Here is a 17963-nt window from a genome sequence, read left to right on the forward strand (position 1 = left end):
CTGAAAGTACAACACATGAAGAATTTAGGGAAAAGAAAGTATGGTGAAACCATTTGGCTACCAAGCATAACCAAATTTTAGAACATATTAATAGCCTGCCAGTAGGCCATAAAATTTCTGTAAGACAAATTGCGAAAGATTTGAGTGTAAGTGAAGGGACCGCTTACCGTGCAATTAAAGATGCAGAAAATAAAGGGTATGTTAGTACAATTGAACGTGTCGGAACAATTCGAATTGAACAAAAGAAGAAAGAGAATATCGAAAAACTGACATATGCAGAAGTCGTTAACATTGTCGACGGTCAAGTACTTGGAGGCAGAGAAGGACTACATAAAACGTTAAATAAATTCGTAATCGGGGCAATGAAATTAGAAGCGATGATGCGCTATACAGAAGCTGGGAACTTACTTATTGTCGGTAACCGTACGAACGCACATCAATTAGCGTTAGAAACTGGAGCCGCTGTATTAATTACGGGCGGATTTGATACGGAAGATCATGTGAAGAAATTAGCAGATGAATTAAAACTGCCGATTATTTCAAGTAGTTACGATACCTTTACAGTTGCAACGTTAATTAACCGTGCGATTTACGATCAGCTTATTAAGAAAGAAATTGTACTCGTTGAAGATATTTTAACGCCAATTGAAGAAACATTATATTTAAAGCCAAATGATACAGTGCAGCAATGGCATGCCTATAATGAAGAGACGATGCACGGAAGGTATCCGATTGTTGATGAAAGTAACAAAGTGCTAGGAATCGTGACTTCAAAAGATATGATCGGTGTAGCGAAAGAAACACCAATTGATAAAGTAATGACAAAACACCCAATTACAGTGAACGGTAAAATGTCTGTCGCAGCTGCGGCACGTATGATGGTGTGGGAAGGTATTGAGTTACTTCCTGTTGTTGATGAAGGAAATAAACTACAAGGTATTATTAGCCGTCAAGATGTACTTCAGGCACTGCAAATGATTCAACGTCAGCCACAAGTTGGAGAAACCATTGATGATATTGTAACGAATCAATTTATGACGCCGAAAGAAGCGAAGAATGAGCATCTATATCAATTTTCGGTGACGCCGCAAATGACGAACTCAATCGGAACGTTATCGTACGGTGTATTTGCAACAATTGTGACAGAAGCGACAAATCGCGTCATTCGTGCGCAAAAGAAAAGCGATTTAATTGTTGAAAACTTAACGATTTATTTCGTAAAGCCGGTTCAAATTGATAATGTTGTATCTGTTCATCCGAAAGTATTAGAAATTGGGCGTAAATTTGGTAAGGTCGATGTAGAGGTGCATCATGAAGGTAATGTTGTTGGAAAGGCATTACTTATGGTGCAGTTAATCGATAAATAAAAAGATGGAACAAATCGTTTTGATTTGTTCCATCTTTTTTTGTTGTTTTAAATTTGAAAGGCATGATTTTAGATGGGAGTTTTAGTGAAATATGTATGGAGTGGAAAAGTAACGTAAGAAAAGACAGAATAGTAATTCGATTTGGCTGTATATTGTGTTATGATTATATTGTAAGAAAATGGAATTCTGAAAGGTGGTATGCATTATGTCGTCAGCCGTACTCTTTTTTGGTAGTATCGCACTATTTTACTTTCTTGTAATGATACCGATCCAATATTTATATTTACAAGGTTTACATGAAAAAAAGGAAAAGACAGGATTATCTCAGCGAGAGCTATATGAAAAAATGTCTTTTGGAGAAGAACAACTACATTTTCATGTACAAGGTAACCCATTTAATATACCATCTGCGTTTGTTGCATATATGATTTTGAAAGTTAAGGGACGTAAAAAAGCATCACAATATTGATGCTTTTTTATGTTGCTTCATAGACTTCGGCTTCTTTAACTGCTAATGGCAAGAAATGTTTGTATTGGCGAAACCCGTTAAATACACTTGCACTACCAAATAGAACGAATAAAACACCAACGATAATACGAGCGGTTGAAAGTTCTAAAAAGAATTGGTTTATCCCGAAAAATAAAACGAATGAACCGAGTGCCATTGCGGATTTTCCTGAGAGCCAACCTTTCTCCATTGGGCGGTTTGTACGAAAGTATTTTGTTTTGTAAAAGAGGTACAACATAAATGAGACGATAATACAGAAGACTAATACTGGCATAATGAACACTCCCATCGCTTTGTGAAAAATAATAGAAAAGAAAAAGAAATATCTAAACTTTCTAACTTTTATTATAAAGCAATTGTTCGCATGTATGAAATACTTTCCGTTATAATGGAGGATAAAGTGAAGAAGTTGATTAAAAAGGAGATTATACATATGCATGAGCAAATTTTAGGAGCAATTAAAGAGTTTGATACAATTATTATTCATCGCCACGTGCGTCCGGACCCAGATGCGTTAGGTTCACAGGGTGGTCTTGGTACAATTCTACAAGAATCGTTTCCAGAGAAAAATATTTATACGGTTGGGTACAATGAACCGTCACTAGCATACTTACGAGTAATGGATGATATTGAAGATAGTGTATACGAAAATGCGCTTGTTATTGTTTGTGATACTGCGAATCAAGAACGGGTTGACGATCAACGCTATACAAAAGGGAAGATGTTAATTAAAATTGATCATCATCCAAATGAAGATCCATATGGAGATATTACGTGGGTAGACACGACAGCGAGTTCTACAAGTGAAATGATTTATGAGTTTTATAACTATGGAAAAGATAAAGGATTAAAAATAACAAAAGAAGCAGCTCGCCTTATTTTAGCAGGAATTGTTGGAGATACAGGTCGTTTCTTATTCCCAAATACGACAGCAAAAACACTTCGTTACGTAAGTGAGCTTGTTGATATGGGTGTGAAATTCACAGATTTATACAATGAAATGTATAAGACAAAAGAAAAAATTGCTCGTTTAAACGGTTATATTTTACAAAACTTTACGATGGTAGAAGAAGGAGCAGCTTACATTAAATTAACGAAAGAAGTATTAGAAGAGTTTGATGTACTTCCTTCTGAAGCATCTGGTGTTGTTGGAGCGCTTGGCAATATTGATGGATTAAAGGCGTGGGTTCTATTTTTAGAGGAAGATGACGTAATTCGTGTTCGTCTTCGTTCAAAAGGACCAGTTATAAACAAATTGGCAATGCAATATAACGGCGGAGGGCATCCGATGGCTTCTGGTGCCAAGGCATCTTCTTGGGAAGAAGCGGATCGTCTTTTTGCTGATTTACGTGAGATTTGTAAATAAAAGACTATATGTTAGAACGAAAAGAAGGAGCGGCGCTAAAGCCCTCCTTCTTTATTTTTCTTTCTCTATAGTAATGCTAATTTCAAGCACTGTATCAAAAGATATTGTATCGACTTTAAAACGGTATAGGCGATCGTAATGTTTGTATGTTTTATTTTCGATTACCTTTTTTAGTAGGTCTTTATTTTTTGCGATACTTTGAATGTTTTTCGTTAAAAGATGCTGGAGATCATTATGAATAGATGTAGTCATATTTTCGAGTGTAAGATTGTCTAAATCGTATTTTTCTCGATTGATAAGTTTTATTTTAATCTCTTGAATGGTTAAGAGCCGTTTATTTTCAGTGTTCAATTTTTCTTGATCTTCGAGAAGGACGTGGAGCTTTGCTTCTTGTTTTTCTATAATTTCTCTTTGTTCTGCTATTTTACTAGCTTGTTCTTGTTGAAAAACACCGTATATGTACAAAAAAATAAACCAGCTCAACACGCCTCCAACAGCAGCACCAGCTAATACTAAGTACCATCTTTTTGCTGTATTGGCACTTGGTACTCTCATACATGTTCCTGCGTTAGCCATTTAATAATAATGAGACCTGTTTGCATACCACCAGTTGCGAAAAAAATAAGGAGAATTTGTTTTACGATATCTTTCATATCTCCGCCAAAGAAACTTCTTTCAAAGCTATAAAAGGTATCGAATGTTCCGCCGATTGCTGCAACGAGTGCCCAAATTCTTAAATTTTGGGCGAATTGATTAATGTAAGTTAGAGCTGGTTTTCCGATAAGAAACGCACCAAATCCACCAATTAATGAACCGCCAAGTATAACCCCAAAGGCAATAAAATAACTAATAATAAGCAGAGAGAAAAAAGTATGTTCTCTTACATCCATCGTCATTCCCCTTTCTTCTTCATATATATGGACAAAGTATAAGAAGTATGTTTTGATTTCCGCTTTCCTCATCACCTATAATAAAAGTAGTCAAATAGGTAAAGAGAGGGTACAACAGTGAAGTTTGTGCATTTACAATGTCAAACCGTTTTTAGTTTATTAAAAAGTGCTTGTAAAATTGATGAGCTTGTAGTCAGGGCGAAAGAACTTGGTTTTTCATCGCTAGCTATTACGGATGAAAATGTTATGTATGGTGTTATTCCGTTTTATAAAGCATGTAAGAAACATGGTATACAGCCTGTTATTGGATTAACCGCTTCTATTTTTAGTGAAGAAGAAGAAAGGTCTTATCCGCTTGTATTACTTGCTGAGAATGAAATAGGCTACCAAAATTTATTAAAGATTTCTAGCAGTATTATGACAAAGTCCAAAGAAGGTATTCCTAAGAAGTGGCTTGCGCATTATGCGAAAGGATTAATTGCTATTTCGCCAGGTAAAGATGGCGAAATTGAGCAATTATTACTAGAAGACAATGAGAGTCAGGCTGAAGAAGTAGCTCGCACGTATCAAAATATGTTCGGCCATTTTTATATGAGTTTGCAGCATCATGCAATTCAAGATGAGTTGCTTTTACAAGAGAAACTACCTGAATTTATTAGTAGGGTTAATATTCCAGTCGTTGCAACAAATGATGTGCGCTATATCAATCAAAGTGACGCGCTTGTTCACGAATGTTTACTATCTGTTGAAAGTGGAACGAAAATGACTGATCCAGATAGGCCGAGGCTGAAAACAGATCAGTATTATTTAAAGTCATCGGATGAAATGGAAGCACTATTTTCCCATGCGCCGGAAGCAATCCAAAATACAATAAAAATTGCAGAGCGTTGCCAAGTAGAAATACCGTTCCATGTAAATCAACTTCCGAAGTTTCCTGTTCCGTCTAATGAAACGAGTGATATATACTTGCGTCGTGTTTGTGAAGAAGGTTTGCGGAAACGATATGGTGAACCGAAAGAAGTGCATATAAAGCGTTTGGATCATGAATTAAATGTTATTTCTCGTATGGGATTTAGTGATTATTTCCTCATCGTATGGGATTTTATGAAGTATGCACATGAAAATCATATTCTAACAGGACCAGGTCGTGGATCGGCAGCTGGTTCACTCGTTTCATACGTATTAGAAATTACAGATATTGATCCAATTGAATACGATCTATTATTTGAAAGGTTTTTAAATCCTGAACGTGTGACGCTTCCTGATATTGATATTGATTTTCCAGACGTAAGACGTGATGAGATGATTCGCTATGTGAAAGATAAATACGGTCAGCTCCGTGTTGCGCAAATTGTAACGTTTGGTACGCTTGCAGCAAAAGCGGCAATTAGAGACATTGCCCGCGTAATGGGGCTTCCGCCGCGAGATATTGATATATTTTCAAAACTTATCCCATCAAAGCTTGGTATAACGTTAAAAGATGCATATGAAGAATCACAATCACTTCGTGAGTTTATACAAGGGAATCTTTTGCATGAGCGTGTGTTTGAAATCGCAAAACGTGTAGAAGGTTTACCACGTCATACGTCTATTCATGCGGCTGGTGTTATTATGAGTCAAGAACCGCTAACAGGCAGTGTAGCAATTCAAGAAGGACATAACGATGTTTATGTTACGCAATATCCAGCCGATGCGCTAGAAGAACTTGGGTTGCTTAAGATGGACTTTTTAGGATTACGTAATTTAACGTTACTTGAAAATATTATAAAATTTATCGCGAACAAAACTGGGAAAGAAATCGATATAAGAAACTTACCTCTTCAAGATGAAAAGACATTCCAATTATTAGGGAGAGGAGATACAACAGGTGTATTCCAGCTTGAGTCAGGCGGTATGCGAAATGTACTTCGCGGGTTAAAACCGAATGAGTTTGAAGATATCGTAGCTGTTAACTCGTTATACAGACCAGGACCGATGGAACAGATACCGACTTTTATTGAATCGAAACATGGAAAAAGAAAAATCGAATATTTACATCCGGATTTAAAGCCAATTTTAGAAAGAACATACGGCGTCATTGTATACCAAGAACAAATTATGCAAATTGCATCGAAGTTAGCAGGGTTTTCGCTTGGAGAAGCAGATTTACTGCGCCGTGCAGTGAGTAAAAAAAATCGTGATATTTTAGATCAGGAACGTAAGCATTTCGTCCAGGGGTGTTTGCGAAATGGATATGATGAGACGTCTGCTGAAAAAATTTATGATTTAATTGTAAGATTTGCGAATTACGGTTTTAACCGAAGTCACGCTGTAGCTTACAGTATGATCGGATATCAGCTTGCCTATTTGAAAGCGAACTATACGCTGGAATTTATGACGGCATTATTATCAAGCGCAATTGGAAATGAAGATAAAATTGTACAGTATATACGAGAAACGAAGCGGAAAGGTTTTCACGTTTTGCCGCCGTCTCTTCAGAGAAGTGGTTATAACTTCCAAATAGAAGGGAATGCGATACGTTACAGTTTACTTTCGATCCGAAATATTGGAATGGCTACAGTGACGGCATTATTAGAAGAACGAGAGAAAAAAATGTTCGAAGATTTATTTGAATTTTGTCTCCGTATGCCGTCAAAGTTCGTAACGGAGCGTAATTTAGAAGCTTTCGTCTGGTCGGGATGTTTTGATGATTTTGGTGTTTCGAGAACGAATTTATGGAAAAGTATTAAAGGGGCGTTAGAGTACGCGAATCTCGCACGTGATTTAGGAGATGCTGTTCCAAAATCAAAATATGTACAAGGAGAAGAGCTATCTTTTATTGAACAACTAAATAAAGAGAAAGAAGTACTTGGCTTTTATTTATCAAGTTATCCGACAGCGCAATATGTGAAGTTAGCAAAAGAATTAGAAATTCCATCTCTCGCTCAGGCGATGCGACACAAGAAAAAAGTACAAAGAGCTATTGTGTATATAACAAGTGTTAGAGTGATTCGTACGAAAAAGTTTCAAAAGATGGCATTTATTACATTCTGTGATCAAAATGATGAAATGGAAGCGGTCCTCTTCCCGGAAACGTATATACATTTCTCGGATAAGTTGCAAGAAGGAGCAATTGTTTTAGTTGACGGTACGATTGAGCTAAGAAATCATAAGCTGCAATGGATTGTAAATGGACTATATCCGCTAGAGGAAATGGATGTTTATGAAGAAAAGAAAGACGCATCTGTTTACGTGAAATTGCCATCTCAGTATGAGAAAAAGCTTTTAAATCGGGTTACGAAAATATTGTTCGACTATTCAGGTTTTGCGAAAGTACTAATTTATTATGAAAAGGAACATAAAATGGTACAATTATCTCGGAGTTTATCGATTCATCCAAGTGAAGAATGTTTAGGAGCACTTCGTGAAATTGTCGGGGAAGAAAATGTAGTTGTGAAAATATAATGGACAATTTCCCTACACTTCGATTATTATAGTAGTAGTGTTCGTGGTCAGACCACTTGGAGAAATTGATATCAGCAAGAATAATTTGAGGAGAGTGGATAGTTTGTCAACACTTCGTGAAGAAGCACTTCACATGCATAAAGTGCATCAAGGAAAATTAGAAACTGTATCAAAAGTAAAAGTAGAAAATGCAAAAGATTTAAGTCTTGCATATTCTCCAGGGGTTGCAGAACCTTGTAAAGAAATTTATGACGATAAAAGTAAGGTATATGAATATACGATGAAGGGAAATATGGTAGCAGTTGTGACAGATGGAACAGCTGTACTTGGTCTTGGTAACATTGGACCTGAAGCATCTCTTCCAGTAATGGAAGGTAAAGCTGTATTATTCAAGAGCTTTGCTGGTGTAGATGCATTCCCAATTGCCTTAAATACAAACGATGTAGATAAAATTGTTGAAACTGTAAAATTAATGGAGCCAACTTTTGGCGGCGTTAACTTAGAAGATATCGCAGCACCAAACTGCTTCATTATTGAAGAGCGTTTGAAAAAAGAAACAAATATTCCTATCTTCCATGATGATCAACACGGAACAGCTATTGTAACAGTAGCAGGTCTTGTAAATGCACTGAAATTAGTGGGAAAGAAAATGTCTGACATTAAAGTTGTCGCAAATGGCGCAGGTGCAGCAGGTATTGCAATTATTAAACTTTTATATCGCTATGGTGTACGCGACATTATTATGTGTGACCGTAAAGGGGCAATCTATGATGGTCGTCCTACAGGTATGAATCCGGTGAAGGATGAAGTTGCAAAATATACAAATAAGAATCGTATAGAAGGTTCTTTAGCTGATGTTGTACAAGGTGCAGACGTATTCATTGGTGTATCTGCAGAAGGTGCATTAACAGAAGAGATGGTTCGTACAATGAATGACGATGCGATTATTTTTGCAATGGCGAATCCAGTTCCAGAAATTATGCCAGAATTGGCAAAAGCAGCGGGCGCAGCTGTTGTTGGAACAGGTCGTTCTGACTTCCCGAACCAAGTAAATAATGTACTGGCGTTCCCTGGTATTTTCCGCGGTGCACTTGACGTACATGCGACACAAATTAACGAAGAAATGAAGATGGCAGCTGTACAGGCTATTGCTGAGCTTGTAGCAGAAGATGAGTTAAATGCAGACTATATCATTCCGGCACCATTTGACGCGCGTGTAGCGCCTCAAGTAGCGGCTTACGTTGCAAAAGCAGCAATGGAGACAGGAGTAGCTCGCCGTCAAGTAGATCCAAATGAGATCGCTGAAAAAACAAAACAATTAGCGCTGATTGGTAAAGAATAAGCGAGGAAATTCCATTGACATCATCAAATACAAAAGTATATCTCGAAATTGTAAAAAAAATCCGTTCCATTATGGAAGAGGATGGATTGGTGGCGGGGGATCGTTTGCCGTCTGAGCGTGAGTTAAGTTCACGCTTAAACGTAGGACGTTCCTCTGTAAGAGAAGCATTGCGTGCTTTAGAACTGGTAGGATTGATTGAAACGAGACGTGGTGAAGGGACGTTTATTCGAAACTTTTATGATAACGGTCTTGTACAATTAATTGCTCCGTTCTTATTGCAAGATGAGAAAACAATTCGTGATTTATTACAAACGAAACGATTACTCGAGAAAGATATGATTCGAATTGTATGTAATTTACCGAAAGAAACGTTTTCTAAAGTGCTAAGTAAATTACACCAAGTACTTGAAGGAAATGAAAACTCAATCCCAACGCTTCATCAAACGTTCTTTAAAACACTTATTGAACAAGTCGATAATTATTTACTATATCGCATTTGGATGATCGTAAATGATTACGTATCAACGCTTTCTTGTAAAGTTTCAAGAGATTCTATCGATATGTATAGAAAGCTTTACGCTACTTTGGAAGAAAAACAAGAAAATGATGCACTAAAAATTTACGATGAATTAGTAGAGAATATACAGTTTCACTCGTAATGTATAAAATTTGTCGAAATGACCATGACACGTTATGACAAACATTCTACCGCGTAGCGGTTAAAGTTAAACGTAAAGAGTGAGGTTATTAGACAGATTGAGAAGATAAGGCTAACATCAAACTTTGGTGTTAGCCCCATTTTCTTCTTACGCTAACCTTAGCTCTCAACGAAGGGGGTCAAATTGTGCTAAGAGATTTATTCGTGAAAAAGAAAAAGTACGCTGCAATACCTTCAGAACAAGTACGAAAAGATGTGCCAGATGGCGTTATGACAAAATGTCCGGAATGTAAAAAAATCATGTATACGAAAGAACTTCTAAAAAATTTAAAAGTATGTGTGAATTGTGGATATCATCATCCTATGAATGCATGGGAACGTCTTGATAGTATATTGGACGAAGGGTCATTCCGTGAGTATGACAAAGAAATGGTTTCATTAAATCCACTCGAGTTTCCAGGTTATGAAGAGAAACTAGAGAGCGATCGTAAGAAGACTGAATTGAACGAAGCGGTTGTAACTGGTGAAGGAACAATTGATGACATGCTTGTTGTTGTTGCAGTAATGGATTCTCGTTTTCGAATGGGGAGCATGGGCTCTGTAGTAGGAGAAAAAATCGCCCGTGCGGTTGAAAAGGCGTACGACTTACAAGTTCCATTTATTATCTTTACTGCTTCGGGTGGTGCCCGTATGCAAGAAGGTATATTAAGTTTAATGCAAATGGCAAAAACAAGCGTAGCTTTGAAAAAGCATAGTAATGCAGGAGGATTATTTATTTCTGTTATGACTCACCCAACGACGGGCGGGGTTTCAGCGAGTTTCGCTTCACTTGGTGATTATAATCTTGCAGAACCAGGTGCACTTATCGGATTTGCTGGTAGACGTGTAATTGAACAAACGGTGCGTGAGAAACTACCGGAAGATTTCCAAACGGCAGAATTCTTACTAGATCATGGTCAATTAGATGCGGTGGTGCATCGTGATGATATGAGAGAATCGCTTCGTAAGATTTTAGAAGTTCATCAAGGAGGGGAAGTGGCTGTATGGCAGAGCTAGAATTTGAAAAACCAGTTGTTGAGCTAAGAAATAAGATTCGTGAACTGAAAGACTATACGAAAAACAGCCAGATGGACTTCAGTGAGGAGATTCGTATTTTGGAAGAAAAGCTAGAAAATTTAGAGGAAGATATATACGGCAATCTAAAAGTATGGGACCGTGTTCAAATTGCTCGTCATGCAGAACGACCGACAACGCTCGATTATATTGAGCACTTATTTACTGATTTTTTCGAATGTCATGGAGATCGTCTATTTGGCGATGATGCAGCGATTGTCGGCGGCATTGCGAAATATAAAGGGATGCCTGTAACTGTAATTGGGCATCAGCGCGGAAAAGATACGAAAGAAAATATTCGCCGTAACTTTGGAATGCCTCATCCAGAAGGATATCGAAAAGCACTGCGTCTCATGAAACAAGCGGAAAAGTTTAATCGTCCTATTATTTGTTTCATCGATACGAAGGGAGCTTATCCTGGTAAAGCAGCTGAAGAACGTGGACAAAGTGAAGCTATTGCCCGCAACCTATTTGAGATGGCAGGTTTAACGGTACCAGTTATTTGTATCGTTATCGGTGAAGGCGGTAGTGGTGGTGCGCTAGGCCTTGGAGTAGGAGATTACATTCATATGCTAGAAAATTCCACTTATTCTGTTATTACACCAGAGGGTGCAGCGGCAATTCTTTGGAAAGATGCAGGAAAAGCAAAGGAAGCTGCAGAGGCAATGAAAATTACAGCAGCAGATTTGAAAGAATTAGGTGTAATTGATGAAATTATTCCAGAGACAAAAGGTGGAGCTCACCGTAATATTTTGAAACAGTCAGAAAATATAGACTTAATAATTAGAAAAACTTTTGAACAATTAAACGGAATTTCGAAAGATGAATTAATCGAAAAACGTTATGAAAAATATATGAAAATTGGGCAAGTTTCGTTTTCAAACGCTTCCATTGGGATAAAATAAGAAAAGCGTGCGTTCCTCTTCGCGAATGCACGTTTTTATTATGAAAAGACACATCTTCTCCATTGTGTTTTTATATTTTTTCGTGTTATTTTATTATAAGGCAAATAATCTTTATGAGGTGAGTACAAATGAAACGTATTGGTGTATTAACAAGTGGTGGAGATTCACCTGGTATGAATGCTGCCATTCGTGCAGTTGTTCGTAAAGCGATTTTCCATGATATTGAAGTATATGGTATTTACCATGGATACGCTGGATTAATTTCTGGTCACATTGAAAAATTAGAACTTGGTTCTGTTGGCGATATTATCCACCGCGGTGGTACGAAATTATATACAGCAAGATGTCCTGAGTTTAAAGACCCAGAAGTACGACTAAAAGGTATCGAGCAATTAAAGAAACATGGTATCGAAGGACTTGTTGTTATTGGTGGAGATGGTTCTTACCAAGGCGCTAAAAAATTAACTGAACAAGGATTCCCATGTGTTGGTGTACCAGGTACAATCGACAATGATATCCCTGGAACAGACTTCACAATTGGTTTCGATACAGCTTTAAACACTGTTATTGATGCAATTGATAAAATCCGTGATACAGCTACATCTCATGAACGTACATATGTTATCGAAGTAATGGGACGTCATGCTGGAGATATCGCATTATGGGCTGGTTTAGCTGATGGTGCAGAAACAATCTTAATTCCAGAAGAAGAGTATGACATGGATGATGTAATCGCTCGTCTAAAACGTGGTAGCGAACGTGGTAAAAAACACAGTATTATCATTGTAGCTGAAGGTGTTGGAAGTGCAATTGACATCGGTAAGCACATTGAAGAAGCAACAAACTTTGATACTCGTGTAACTGTATTAGGTCACGTACAACGTGGTGGATCACCAAGTGCACAAGACCGTGTATTAGCAAGTCGTCTTGGTGCAAGAGCAGTTGAGTTGTTAATTGCTGGTAAAGGTGGACGTTGTGTAGGTATTCAAGATAATAAACTTGTTGATCATGACATTATCGAAGCGTTAGCTCAAAAGCATACAATCGATAAAGATATGTATCAATTATCTAAAGAATTATCCATCTAATCGGCGTAATGTCAGATATTTGGGAACGGTTTCATAATTTTCGGAGGTGCAATATGCGTAAAACTAAAATTGTATGTACTATAGGTCCTGCTAGTGAAAGTATTGAAAAATTAGAGCAATTAATCGAAGCAGGTATGAACGTTGCTCGTTTAAACTTCTCTCATGGTAGCCATGAAGAGCACGGAGCTCGTATTAAAAACATTCGTGAAGCTTCAAAGAAAACTGGTAAAACAGTTGGTATCTTACTTGATACAAAAGGTCCAGAAATCCGTACTCACGACTTCGTAGACGGACAAGCTGAGCTTGTAACAGGTGCAGAGGTAGTTCTTTCTACTGAGCAAGTATTAGGTACTGCAGAGAAGTTCTCTGTATCTTATGCTGGTCTTTATGACGATGTAGACCCGGGTTCTCGTATTCTAATCGATGACGGTCTTATCGAACTAGAAGTAATCGAAAAAGCTGATGGAAACATCCGTACAAAAGTTCTTAACAGCGGAACTGTAAAAAATAAAAAAGGTGTTAACGTACCAAACGTAAGCATTAAGCTTCCTGGTATCACTGAAAAAGACGTAAAAGATATCATCTTCGGTATCGAGCAAAAAGTTGATTTCATTGCAGCTTCATTCGTACGTAAAGCGTCTGACGTATTAGAAATCCGTGAATTATTAGAAGAGCATAACGCTCAATACATCCAAATCGTACCAAAAATCGAAAACCAAGAAGGTATCGACAACATCGATTCAATCTTAGAAGTTTCTGACGGTTTAATGGTAGCTCGTGGTGATATGGGTGTAGAAATTCCACCAGAAGAAGTACCGTTAGTACAAAAACGTCTAATTAAAAAATGTAACGTGTTAGGTAAACCGGTTATTACTGCAACACAAATGTTAGATTCTATGCAACGTAACCCACGTCCAACTCGTGCGGAAGCAAGTGACGTAGCTAACGCAATCTTCGATGGTACAGATGCAATCATGCTTTCAGGTGAAACAGCTGCTGGACAATACCCAGTAGAAGCGGTAACAATGATGGCTAACATTGCGGTACGTGTTGAAAAATCATTACAATATGAAGATATGTTCAAAAAACGTATTAAAGAGTTCACTCCAACAATTACAGATGCAATTAGCCAATCTGTTGCGCATACAGCACTTGCTCTTGATGTAGCTGCAATCGTAGCTCCAACAGAAAGTGGATATACTGCGAAAATGATCTCTAAATACCGTCCAAAATCTCCAATCGTAGCTGTAACATCTGACGAGCAAGTAGGACGTCGTCTTGCACTTGTTTGGGGTGTACAAGCATTTATGGCTGAGAAGCGCGCAGCTTCAACTGACGAAATGTTAGATACAGCAATTCAAACAGGTATGGATGCGGGTCTAATTGGACTTGGAGATACTGTAGTGATTACTGCGGGTGTTCCAGTTGCTGAAACTGGTACAACAAACTTAATGAAAATCCACGTTGTTGGTGAAGAAATTGCTAAAGGACAAGGAATTGGTCGTAAAGCTGCAAAAGGTAAAGTAGTTGTAGCAAAAACAGCTGCTGAAGCTGTAGCGAACGTAAACGAAGGTGATATCCTTGTTACAACAAGCACTGATAAAGATATGATTCCTGCAATCGAAAAAGCTGCGGCTTTAGTTGTAGAAGAAGGTGGCTTAACAAGCCATGCAGCTGTTGTAGGCGTATCAATCGGTATTCCTGTTATCGTTGGTGTAAACGGCGTAACAGCAACTTTAAAAAATGGCCAAGAAGTAACAGTTGATGCAGCACGCGGAATTGTTTATAATGGACATGCGGAAGTGCTATAAGTAATACGGAGAGAAGGATCGGAGTCCTTCTCTTTTTTTTACACAAAAACGAGATAGAATTAGCTTAAAGCGCCTAGAATTGCTTTTAAAAGCTGTTTGTTATGTGTTTTAATATGAAAGAGTATCTATATTTCATATGATGTATATAGGCGTTGTGAGGACGTTAAAAGTGAGTTGTGAGAGAGGTGTAGAACTATGAAGTGGTTACTATTCTTGTTTATTTTAATACCGGCGATTGAGATTACGGTCTTAATTGGATCAAGTCATGTAATAGGTTTATGGTCTACGTTCGCTATGATTGTATTTACAGGTGTTGTAGGTGTGTATTTGGCGAAAAGACAAGGGTTTAAAGTGCTTGGAGAGATTCAATCTAAGTTGAATAGAGGGGAAATGCCAGGTGAGGCGGTACTAGATGGTATTTTTGTATTTGTAGGAGGTATTCTCTTAGTGCTTCCTGGGTATGTGACAGATGTGCTAGGGTTTATCTGCGTGATCCCTATTACGAGAGCTTTATTGAAGCCGCTTGTTATGAAGTGGATGGAATGGAAATTTAGAAAGAACTCTACTATTATTATTCAGAAATAGCACTTAGATTGTAGAAATCTAAGTGCTATTTTTTGTGTTGTAAGAGGAGAGGAACTTTCTGGTTGAAGCTTTGCTTTACCGCGCTATTTGTGGGGTGGAATTTCTATCTCAAAGCTGGGCTGCTCGTAAGTGTCTGGTGTGGGGCGAATGATGAGTGGGGATGAACAAAACGTTCGCTTATTATATGTGCTATATAATTTTCGTTTGAACTCTTGTGTGTACTTCGATTAAACTTGTGGTTTTTTAGTGCTATTAATTTAGATGAATAAGATGGAGGGAACGCTGCTGAATTAAATTTTTGCTTTCTTATATAAAGGAACGATTGGTGTAAAAAATTCATATAAAAAGGCGGAGATTGTTAGTTGAAGTCTTGTTTTATGCTACTTTGTATATTTATTCATTTACATAAAAAGTAATAAATGTAAATGATAATTATAAAATAAATAGAATAAATATGTAAAAATACCACGAAATATGCGTTTTTCATGCAAAAAAACAAGAGAATTATCTTTTCTGAGTGCAATTCTCTTGTTTTATGTAATGAGTATGAAAAATAAGTACAAGGAATAATCAGTGGGAAATTCCCACTGATTACATGTAAGTTTTTTGTTGTGTATGAATTAGAAACTATTATTTTGAAGGTGAACCTTTAATATATTTCCACAAGTCATGGAAGACATTAGCTTTGTGTAATGTATTAAGTAGTACTAAGGTGACTGGGCCGATGATTAATCCTAAAAAGCCAAAAAGTTTAAAGCCGACAAATAGAGCGACGAGTGTTGCTAATGGATCGAGACCGATGTTAGATGAAAGTACTTTCGGCTCCATAATTTGTCTTTGGACAATCACGACGATGTATAAAATGAGAAGACCAATGGCGAATGCGGTATCGCCAGTGAAAAATACGTATATAACCCATGGAACGAAGACTGCGCCTGTTCCTAAGTATGGTAGTAAATCTACAACTCCTGTAATAATCGCAATAGTAATGGCGTATGGTACGCGTAATATTAAAAGTCCGATTAGTACAATGACGGTTGTCATAGATACGAGTGTAAGTTGTGCTTTCACAAAACCAAACAAAGCTTTTCTTAAGTCGACAAAAATAGTTTTTCCATAGCCATGTACACGATTCGGTAGCAATTTTCTTGCTTTCTGAGCAAGACGGTGCCAATCGTAACTAATGAAGAAAGTGGCTAATAAAATGAATACAAGAACAGTTAAAGTTGTTGGCAGTGCACTAATGAAATTCGTTAACCCGCTTATAATGGCGGTTAAAAGTTCTTTCATTTGTGTTGTTGCTTCTGTTCCTAAGTTTTGAATGTTTTGTGTAATTGTATAGCGCTGTGGTTCTCCAAGATGATTAAATTTAGAGATTAAATCATCGTAGAGAGGCATAATATGATTAAGTGCAAATTGCTGAGCGAATGTAACGATATCTGGAAACTTTACTGTAACAAGTTGTAGTAAGTATGTTGTGGCAGATATTGCTTCAGTCACAAGATATGTAACAAGTCCAACGATAGCTCCAAATACGAGAATTAAGCTAACGAGTACTGCTAGTGCGCGAGGAAATTGTAGTTTTTGATTAAGGAAATTGACGACAGGATTAATCAAATAAGCAAATGCAAAAGCGATAATAAAAGGATAGATAAGCCCTGACATGTATAGTAATACATAGAACCCAGCTACCGTTGCTACAATGACAAATATGAGTCGCAATATCATATATAGTAAGTTTCGGTTCAAAGATGTATACCTCCCATTCCAATTTGGATTATCCTAATTCGTTCAACTTATAACGAGTGTGCTCCACTGATTAAAGTTTCACTTTACCCCGCATTAACGGGCAGTAAATCTCCTACCCGAAGTGCGGCTGGATCAAAGGAGTTAGCTGGAGATAAACTGCCCGTAAAAGCCCGATTGGTGAAGGCTAATAATCAGTGGAAAATGCCCCACTGATTAAAGTTTCACTTTATGTTATAGTGGAATGATGGATTTTTCCTGCTTTTTCAGTATATGAGTGACTGTGAAAGCTTGGTGTTGATGCTTCTACTATATGGTAAAAACTTCATTTTCTCTTCTTTTTATTTTACCTGTTTCTAATTAGAAAAGAAAGAAGAGACGCCCGTTTTTTAAAATGTATACATGCTTAAATTTTGATGGTGAAAGTCTCAGTTTGTCATTTTAAAATACATAAAAAATGAAGTGATTCATGTTGAATAGGCATCGATATAGCATGTATAACGATAGGTTTAAAGGTATTTTTGTTTGGAAATGAGTTCATTATTTTCAGAAAGGAAGTGCAAACATGATTAGTCAGTCAACGTTATTTTTATTCATACTACTTATTATAGGACTTATTGCTAAAAACCAATCGCTTACTGTAGCTATTGGCGTGTTATTTTTATTGAAGTTTACGTTTTTAGGAGATAAGGTCTTTCCTTATTTACAAACGAAAGGAATTAACCTAGGTGTAACGGTCATTACAATAGCGGTGCTCGTACCGATTGCGACAGGGGAAATAGGTTTTAAACAACTTGGAGAAGCGGCGAAATCTTATTATGCGTGGATTGCTTTAGCTTCAGGTGTAGCGGTCGCTTTGTTAGCGAAAGGCGGCGTACAATTGTTGACGACGGATCCTCACATTACAACTGCGCTTGTTTTTGGGACAATTATAGCGGTTGCGCTATTTAATGGGGTTGCTGTTGGTCCGTTAATTGGGGCTGGAATTGCCTATGCGGTTATGAGTATTATACAGATGTTTAAATAAGGAATTTTATAGTAATATAAAATTTTTGAATTCTTTCTGTTCACAAAAGTCAGATAATTGTTTATAATAGGATTAGAAACTTTGAAAAGTTACATAACAGCAGAGACTTTACA

The 17963-nt window shown here is 37.3% G+C and carries 16 protein-coding genes; 12 read left to right on the forward strand and 4 right to left on the reverse strand.

Features of this window, described 5'->3' with window-relative positions; genetic code table 11:
• Nucleotides 1-53 precede the first annotated feature (53 nt).
• Nucleotides 54-1367, forward strand: coding sequence for a CBS domain-containing protein (locus ES895_RS00965; RefSeq protein WP_000201590.1), 1314 nt, complete (start codon nucleotides 54-56; stop codon nucleotides 1365-1367).
• A 205-nt stretch (nucleotides 1368-1572) separates the two neighbouring features.
• Entirely contained in the window at nucleotides 1573-1836 is a 264-nt protein-coding gene (locus ES895_RS00970) for a DUF3949 domain-containing protein (RefSeq protein WP_000093045.1), read from the forward strand.
• A gap of 7 nt (nucleotides 1837-1843) precedes the next feature.
• Here ES895_RS00970 and ES895_RS00975 read toward each other — a convergent pair whose 3' ends face one another.
• Nucleotides 1844-2149 (reverse strand): YtpI family protein, encoded by a 306-nt coding sequence (locus ES895_RS00975; protein WP_001144776.1) that lies wholly within the window; start codon nucleotides 2147-2149, stop codon nucleotides 1844-1846.
• A 159-nt stretch (nucleotides 2150-2308) separates the two neighbouring features.
• On the opposite strand from ES895_RS00975, the gene ES895_RS00980 reads away from it, so the two are divergent.
• Nucleotides 2309-3241 carry a DHH family phosphoesterase gene (locus ES895_RS00980; protein WP_000545136.1) on the forward strand — a complete coding sequence of 311 codons (933 nt, stop codon included), beginning with the start codon at nucleotides 2309-2311 and terminating at the stop codon, nucleotides 3239-3241.
• Nucleotides 3242-3292: 51 nt separating this feature from the next.
• Here the strand turns inward: ES895_RS00980 and ytrI are convergent, their stop codons facing one another.
• Both ytrI and ES895_RS00990 read right to left on the reverse strand, forming a co-directional pair.
• On the reverse strand, nucleotides 3293-3796 hold the full coding sequence (gene ytrI, locus ES895_RS00985) for a sporulation membrane protein YtrI (RefSeq protein WP_001265740.1): 504 nt from the start codon (nucleotides 3794-3796) through the stop codon (nucleotides 3293-3295).
• Nucleotides 3793-4206, reverse strand: coding sequence for a YtrH family sporulation protein (locus ES895_RS00990; protein WP_002005839.1), 414 nt, complete (start codon nucleotides 4204-4206; stop codon nucleotides 3793-3795). Before ES895_RS00990 ends, ytrI begins: the two co-directional genes overlap by 4 nt.
• A 42-nt stretch (nucleotides 4207-4248) precedes the next feature.
• On the opposite strand from ES895_RS00990, the gene dnaE reads away from it, so the two are divergent.
• The 8 genes from dnaE (at nucleotide 4249) to ES895_RS01030 (ending at nucleotide 15077) form a co-directional block, all read left to right on the forward strand.
• A complete protein-coding gene (dnaE, locus tag ES895_RS00995; RefSeq protein WP_000673729.1) occupies nucleotides 4249-7575 on the forward strand; it encodes a DNA polymerase III subunit alpha in 3327 nt (1108 codons plus the stop codon).
• 133 nt (nucleotides 7576-7708) lie between these two features.
• Nucleotides 7709-8917: an NADP-dependent malic enzyme gene (gene ystJ, locus ES895_RS01000; protein WP_161508111.1), complete on the forward strand. Its 1209-nt coding sequence runs from the start codon at nucleotides 7709-7711 to the stop codon at nucleotides 8915-8917.
• 14 nt (nucleotides 8918-8931) lie between these two features.
• Nucleotides 8932-9576: a FadR/GntR family transcriptional regulator gene (locus tag ES895_RS01005; protein WP_000204440.1), complete on the forward strand. Its 645-nt coding sequence runs from the start codon at nucleotides 8932-8934 to the stop codon at nucleotides 9574-9576.
• 185 nt (nucleotides 9577-9761) lie between these two features.
• Nucleotides 9762-10631 carry an acetyl-CoA carboxylase, carboxyltransferase subunit beta gene (gene accD / locus ES895_RS01010; protein WP_000942857.1) on the forward strand — a complete coding sequence of 290 codons (870 nt, stop codon included), beginning with the start codon at nucleotides 9762-9764 and terminating at the stop codon, nucleotides 10629-10631.
• Complete coding sequence (accA, locus tag ES895_RS01015) at nucleotides 10619-11593, forward strand: acetyl-CoA carboxylase carboxyl transferase subunit alpha (protein WP_000818807.1); 975 nt, start codon at nucleotides 10619-10621, stop codon at nucleotides 11591-11593. The genes accD and accA overlap by 13 nt, the downstream gene beginning before the upstream one ends.
• Nucleotides 11594-11721: 128 nt before the next feature.
• Complete coding sequence (gene pfkA, locus ES895_RS01020) at nucleotides 11722-12681, forward strand: 6-phosphofructokinase (RefSeq protein ID WP_000821156.1); 960 nt, start codon at nucleotides 11722-11724, stop codon at nucleotides 12679-12681.
• Between the two features lie 53 nt (nucleotides 12682-12734).
• Nucleotides 12735-14492: a pyruvate kinase gene (gene pyk / locus ES895_RS01025; protein WP_001232673.1), complete on the forward strand. Its 1758-nt coding sequence runs from the start codon at nucleotides 12735-12737 to the stop codon at nucleotides 14490-14492.
• A 195-nt stretch (nucleotides 14493-14687) separates the two neighbouring features.
• A complete protein-coding gene (locus tag ES895_RS01030) occupies nucleotides 14688-15077 on the forward strand; it encodes an FxsA family protein (RefSeq protein WP_000871631.1) in 390 nt (129 codons plus the stop codon).
• Between the two features lie 630 nt (nucleotides 15078-15707).
• On the opposite strand, the gene ytvI is transcribed toward ES895_RS01030, so the two are convergent.
• The gene (gene ytvI, locus ES895_RS01035) at nucleotides 15708-16826 is read right to left on the reverse strand and encodes a sporulation integral membrane protein YtvI (RefSeq protein ID WP_001081388.1); all 1119 of its coding nucleotides are present in this window, start codon (nucleotides 16824-16826) and stop codon (nucleotides 15708-15710) included.
• Nucleotides 16827-17388: 562 nt separating this feature from the next.
• Between ytvI and ES895_RS01040 the strand changes: the two genes are divergently transcribed.
• Complete coding sequence (locus ES895_RS01040; RefSeq protein ID WP_000625507.1) at nucleotides 17389-17850, forward strand: DUF441 domain-containing protein; 462 nt, start codon at nucleotides 17389-17391, stop codon at nucleotides 17848-17850.
• Nucleotides 17851-17963: the final 113 nt, after the last annotated feature.

The sequence above is a fragment of the Bacillus sp. 007/AIA-02/001 genome (assembly GCF_004634455.1).
Lineage (GTDB): Bacteria > Bacillota > Bacilli > Bacillales > Bacillaceae_G > Bacillus_A > Bacillus_A cereus.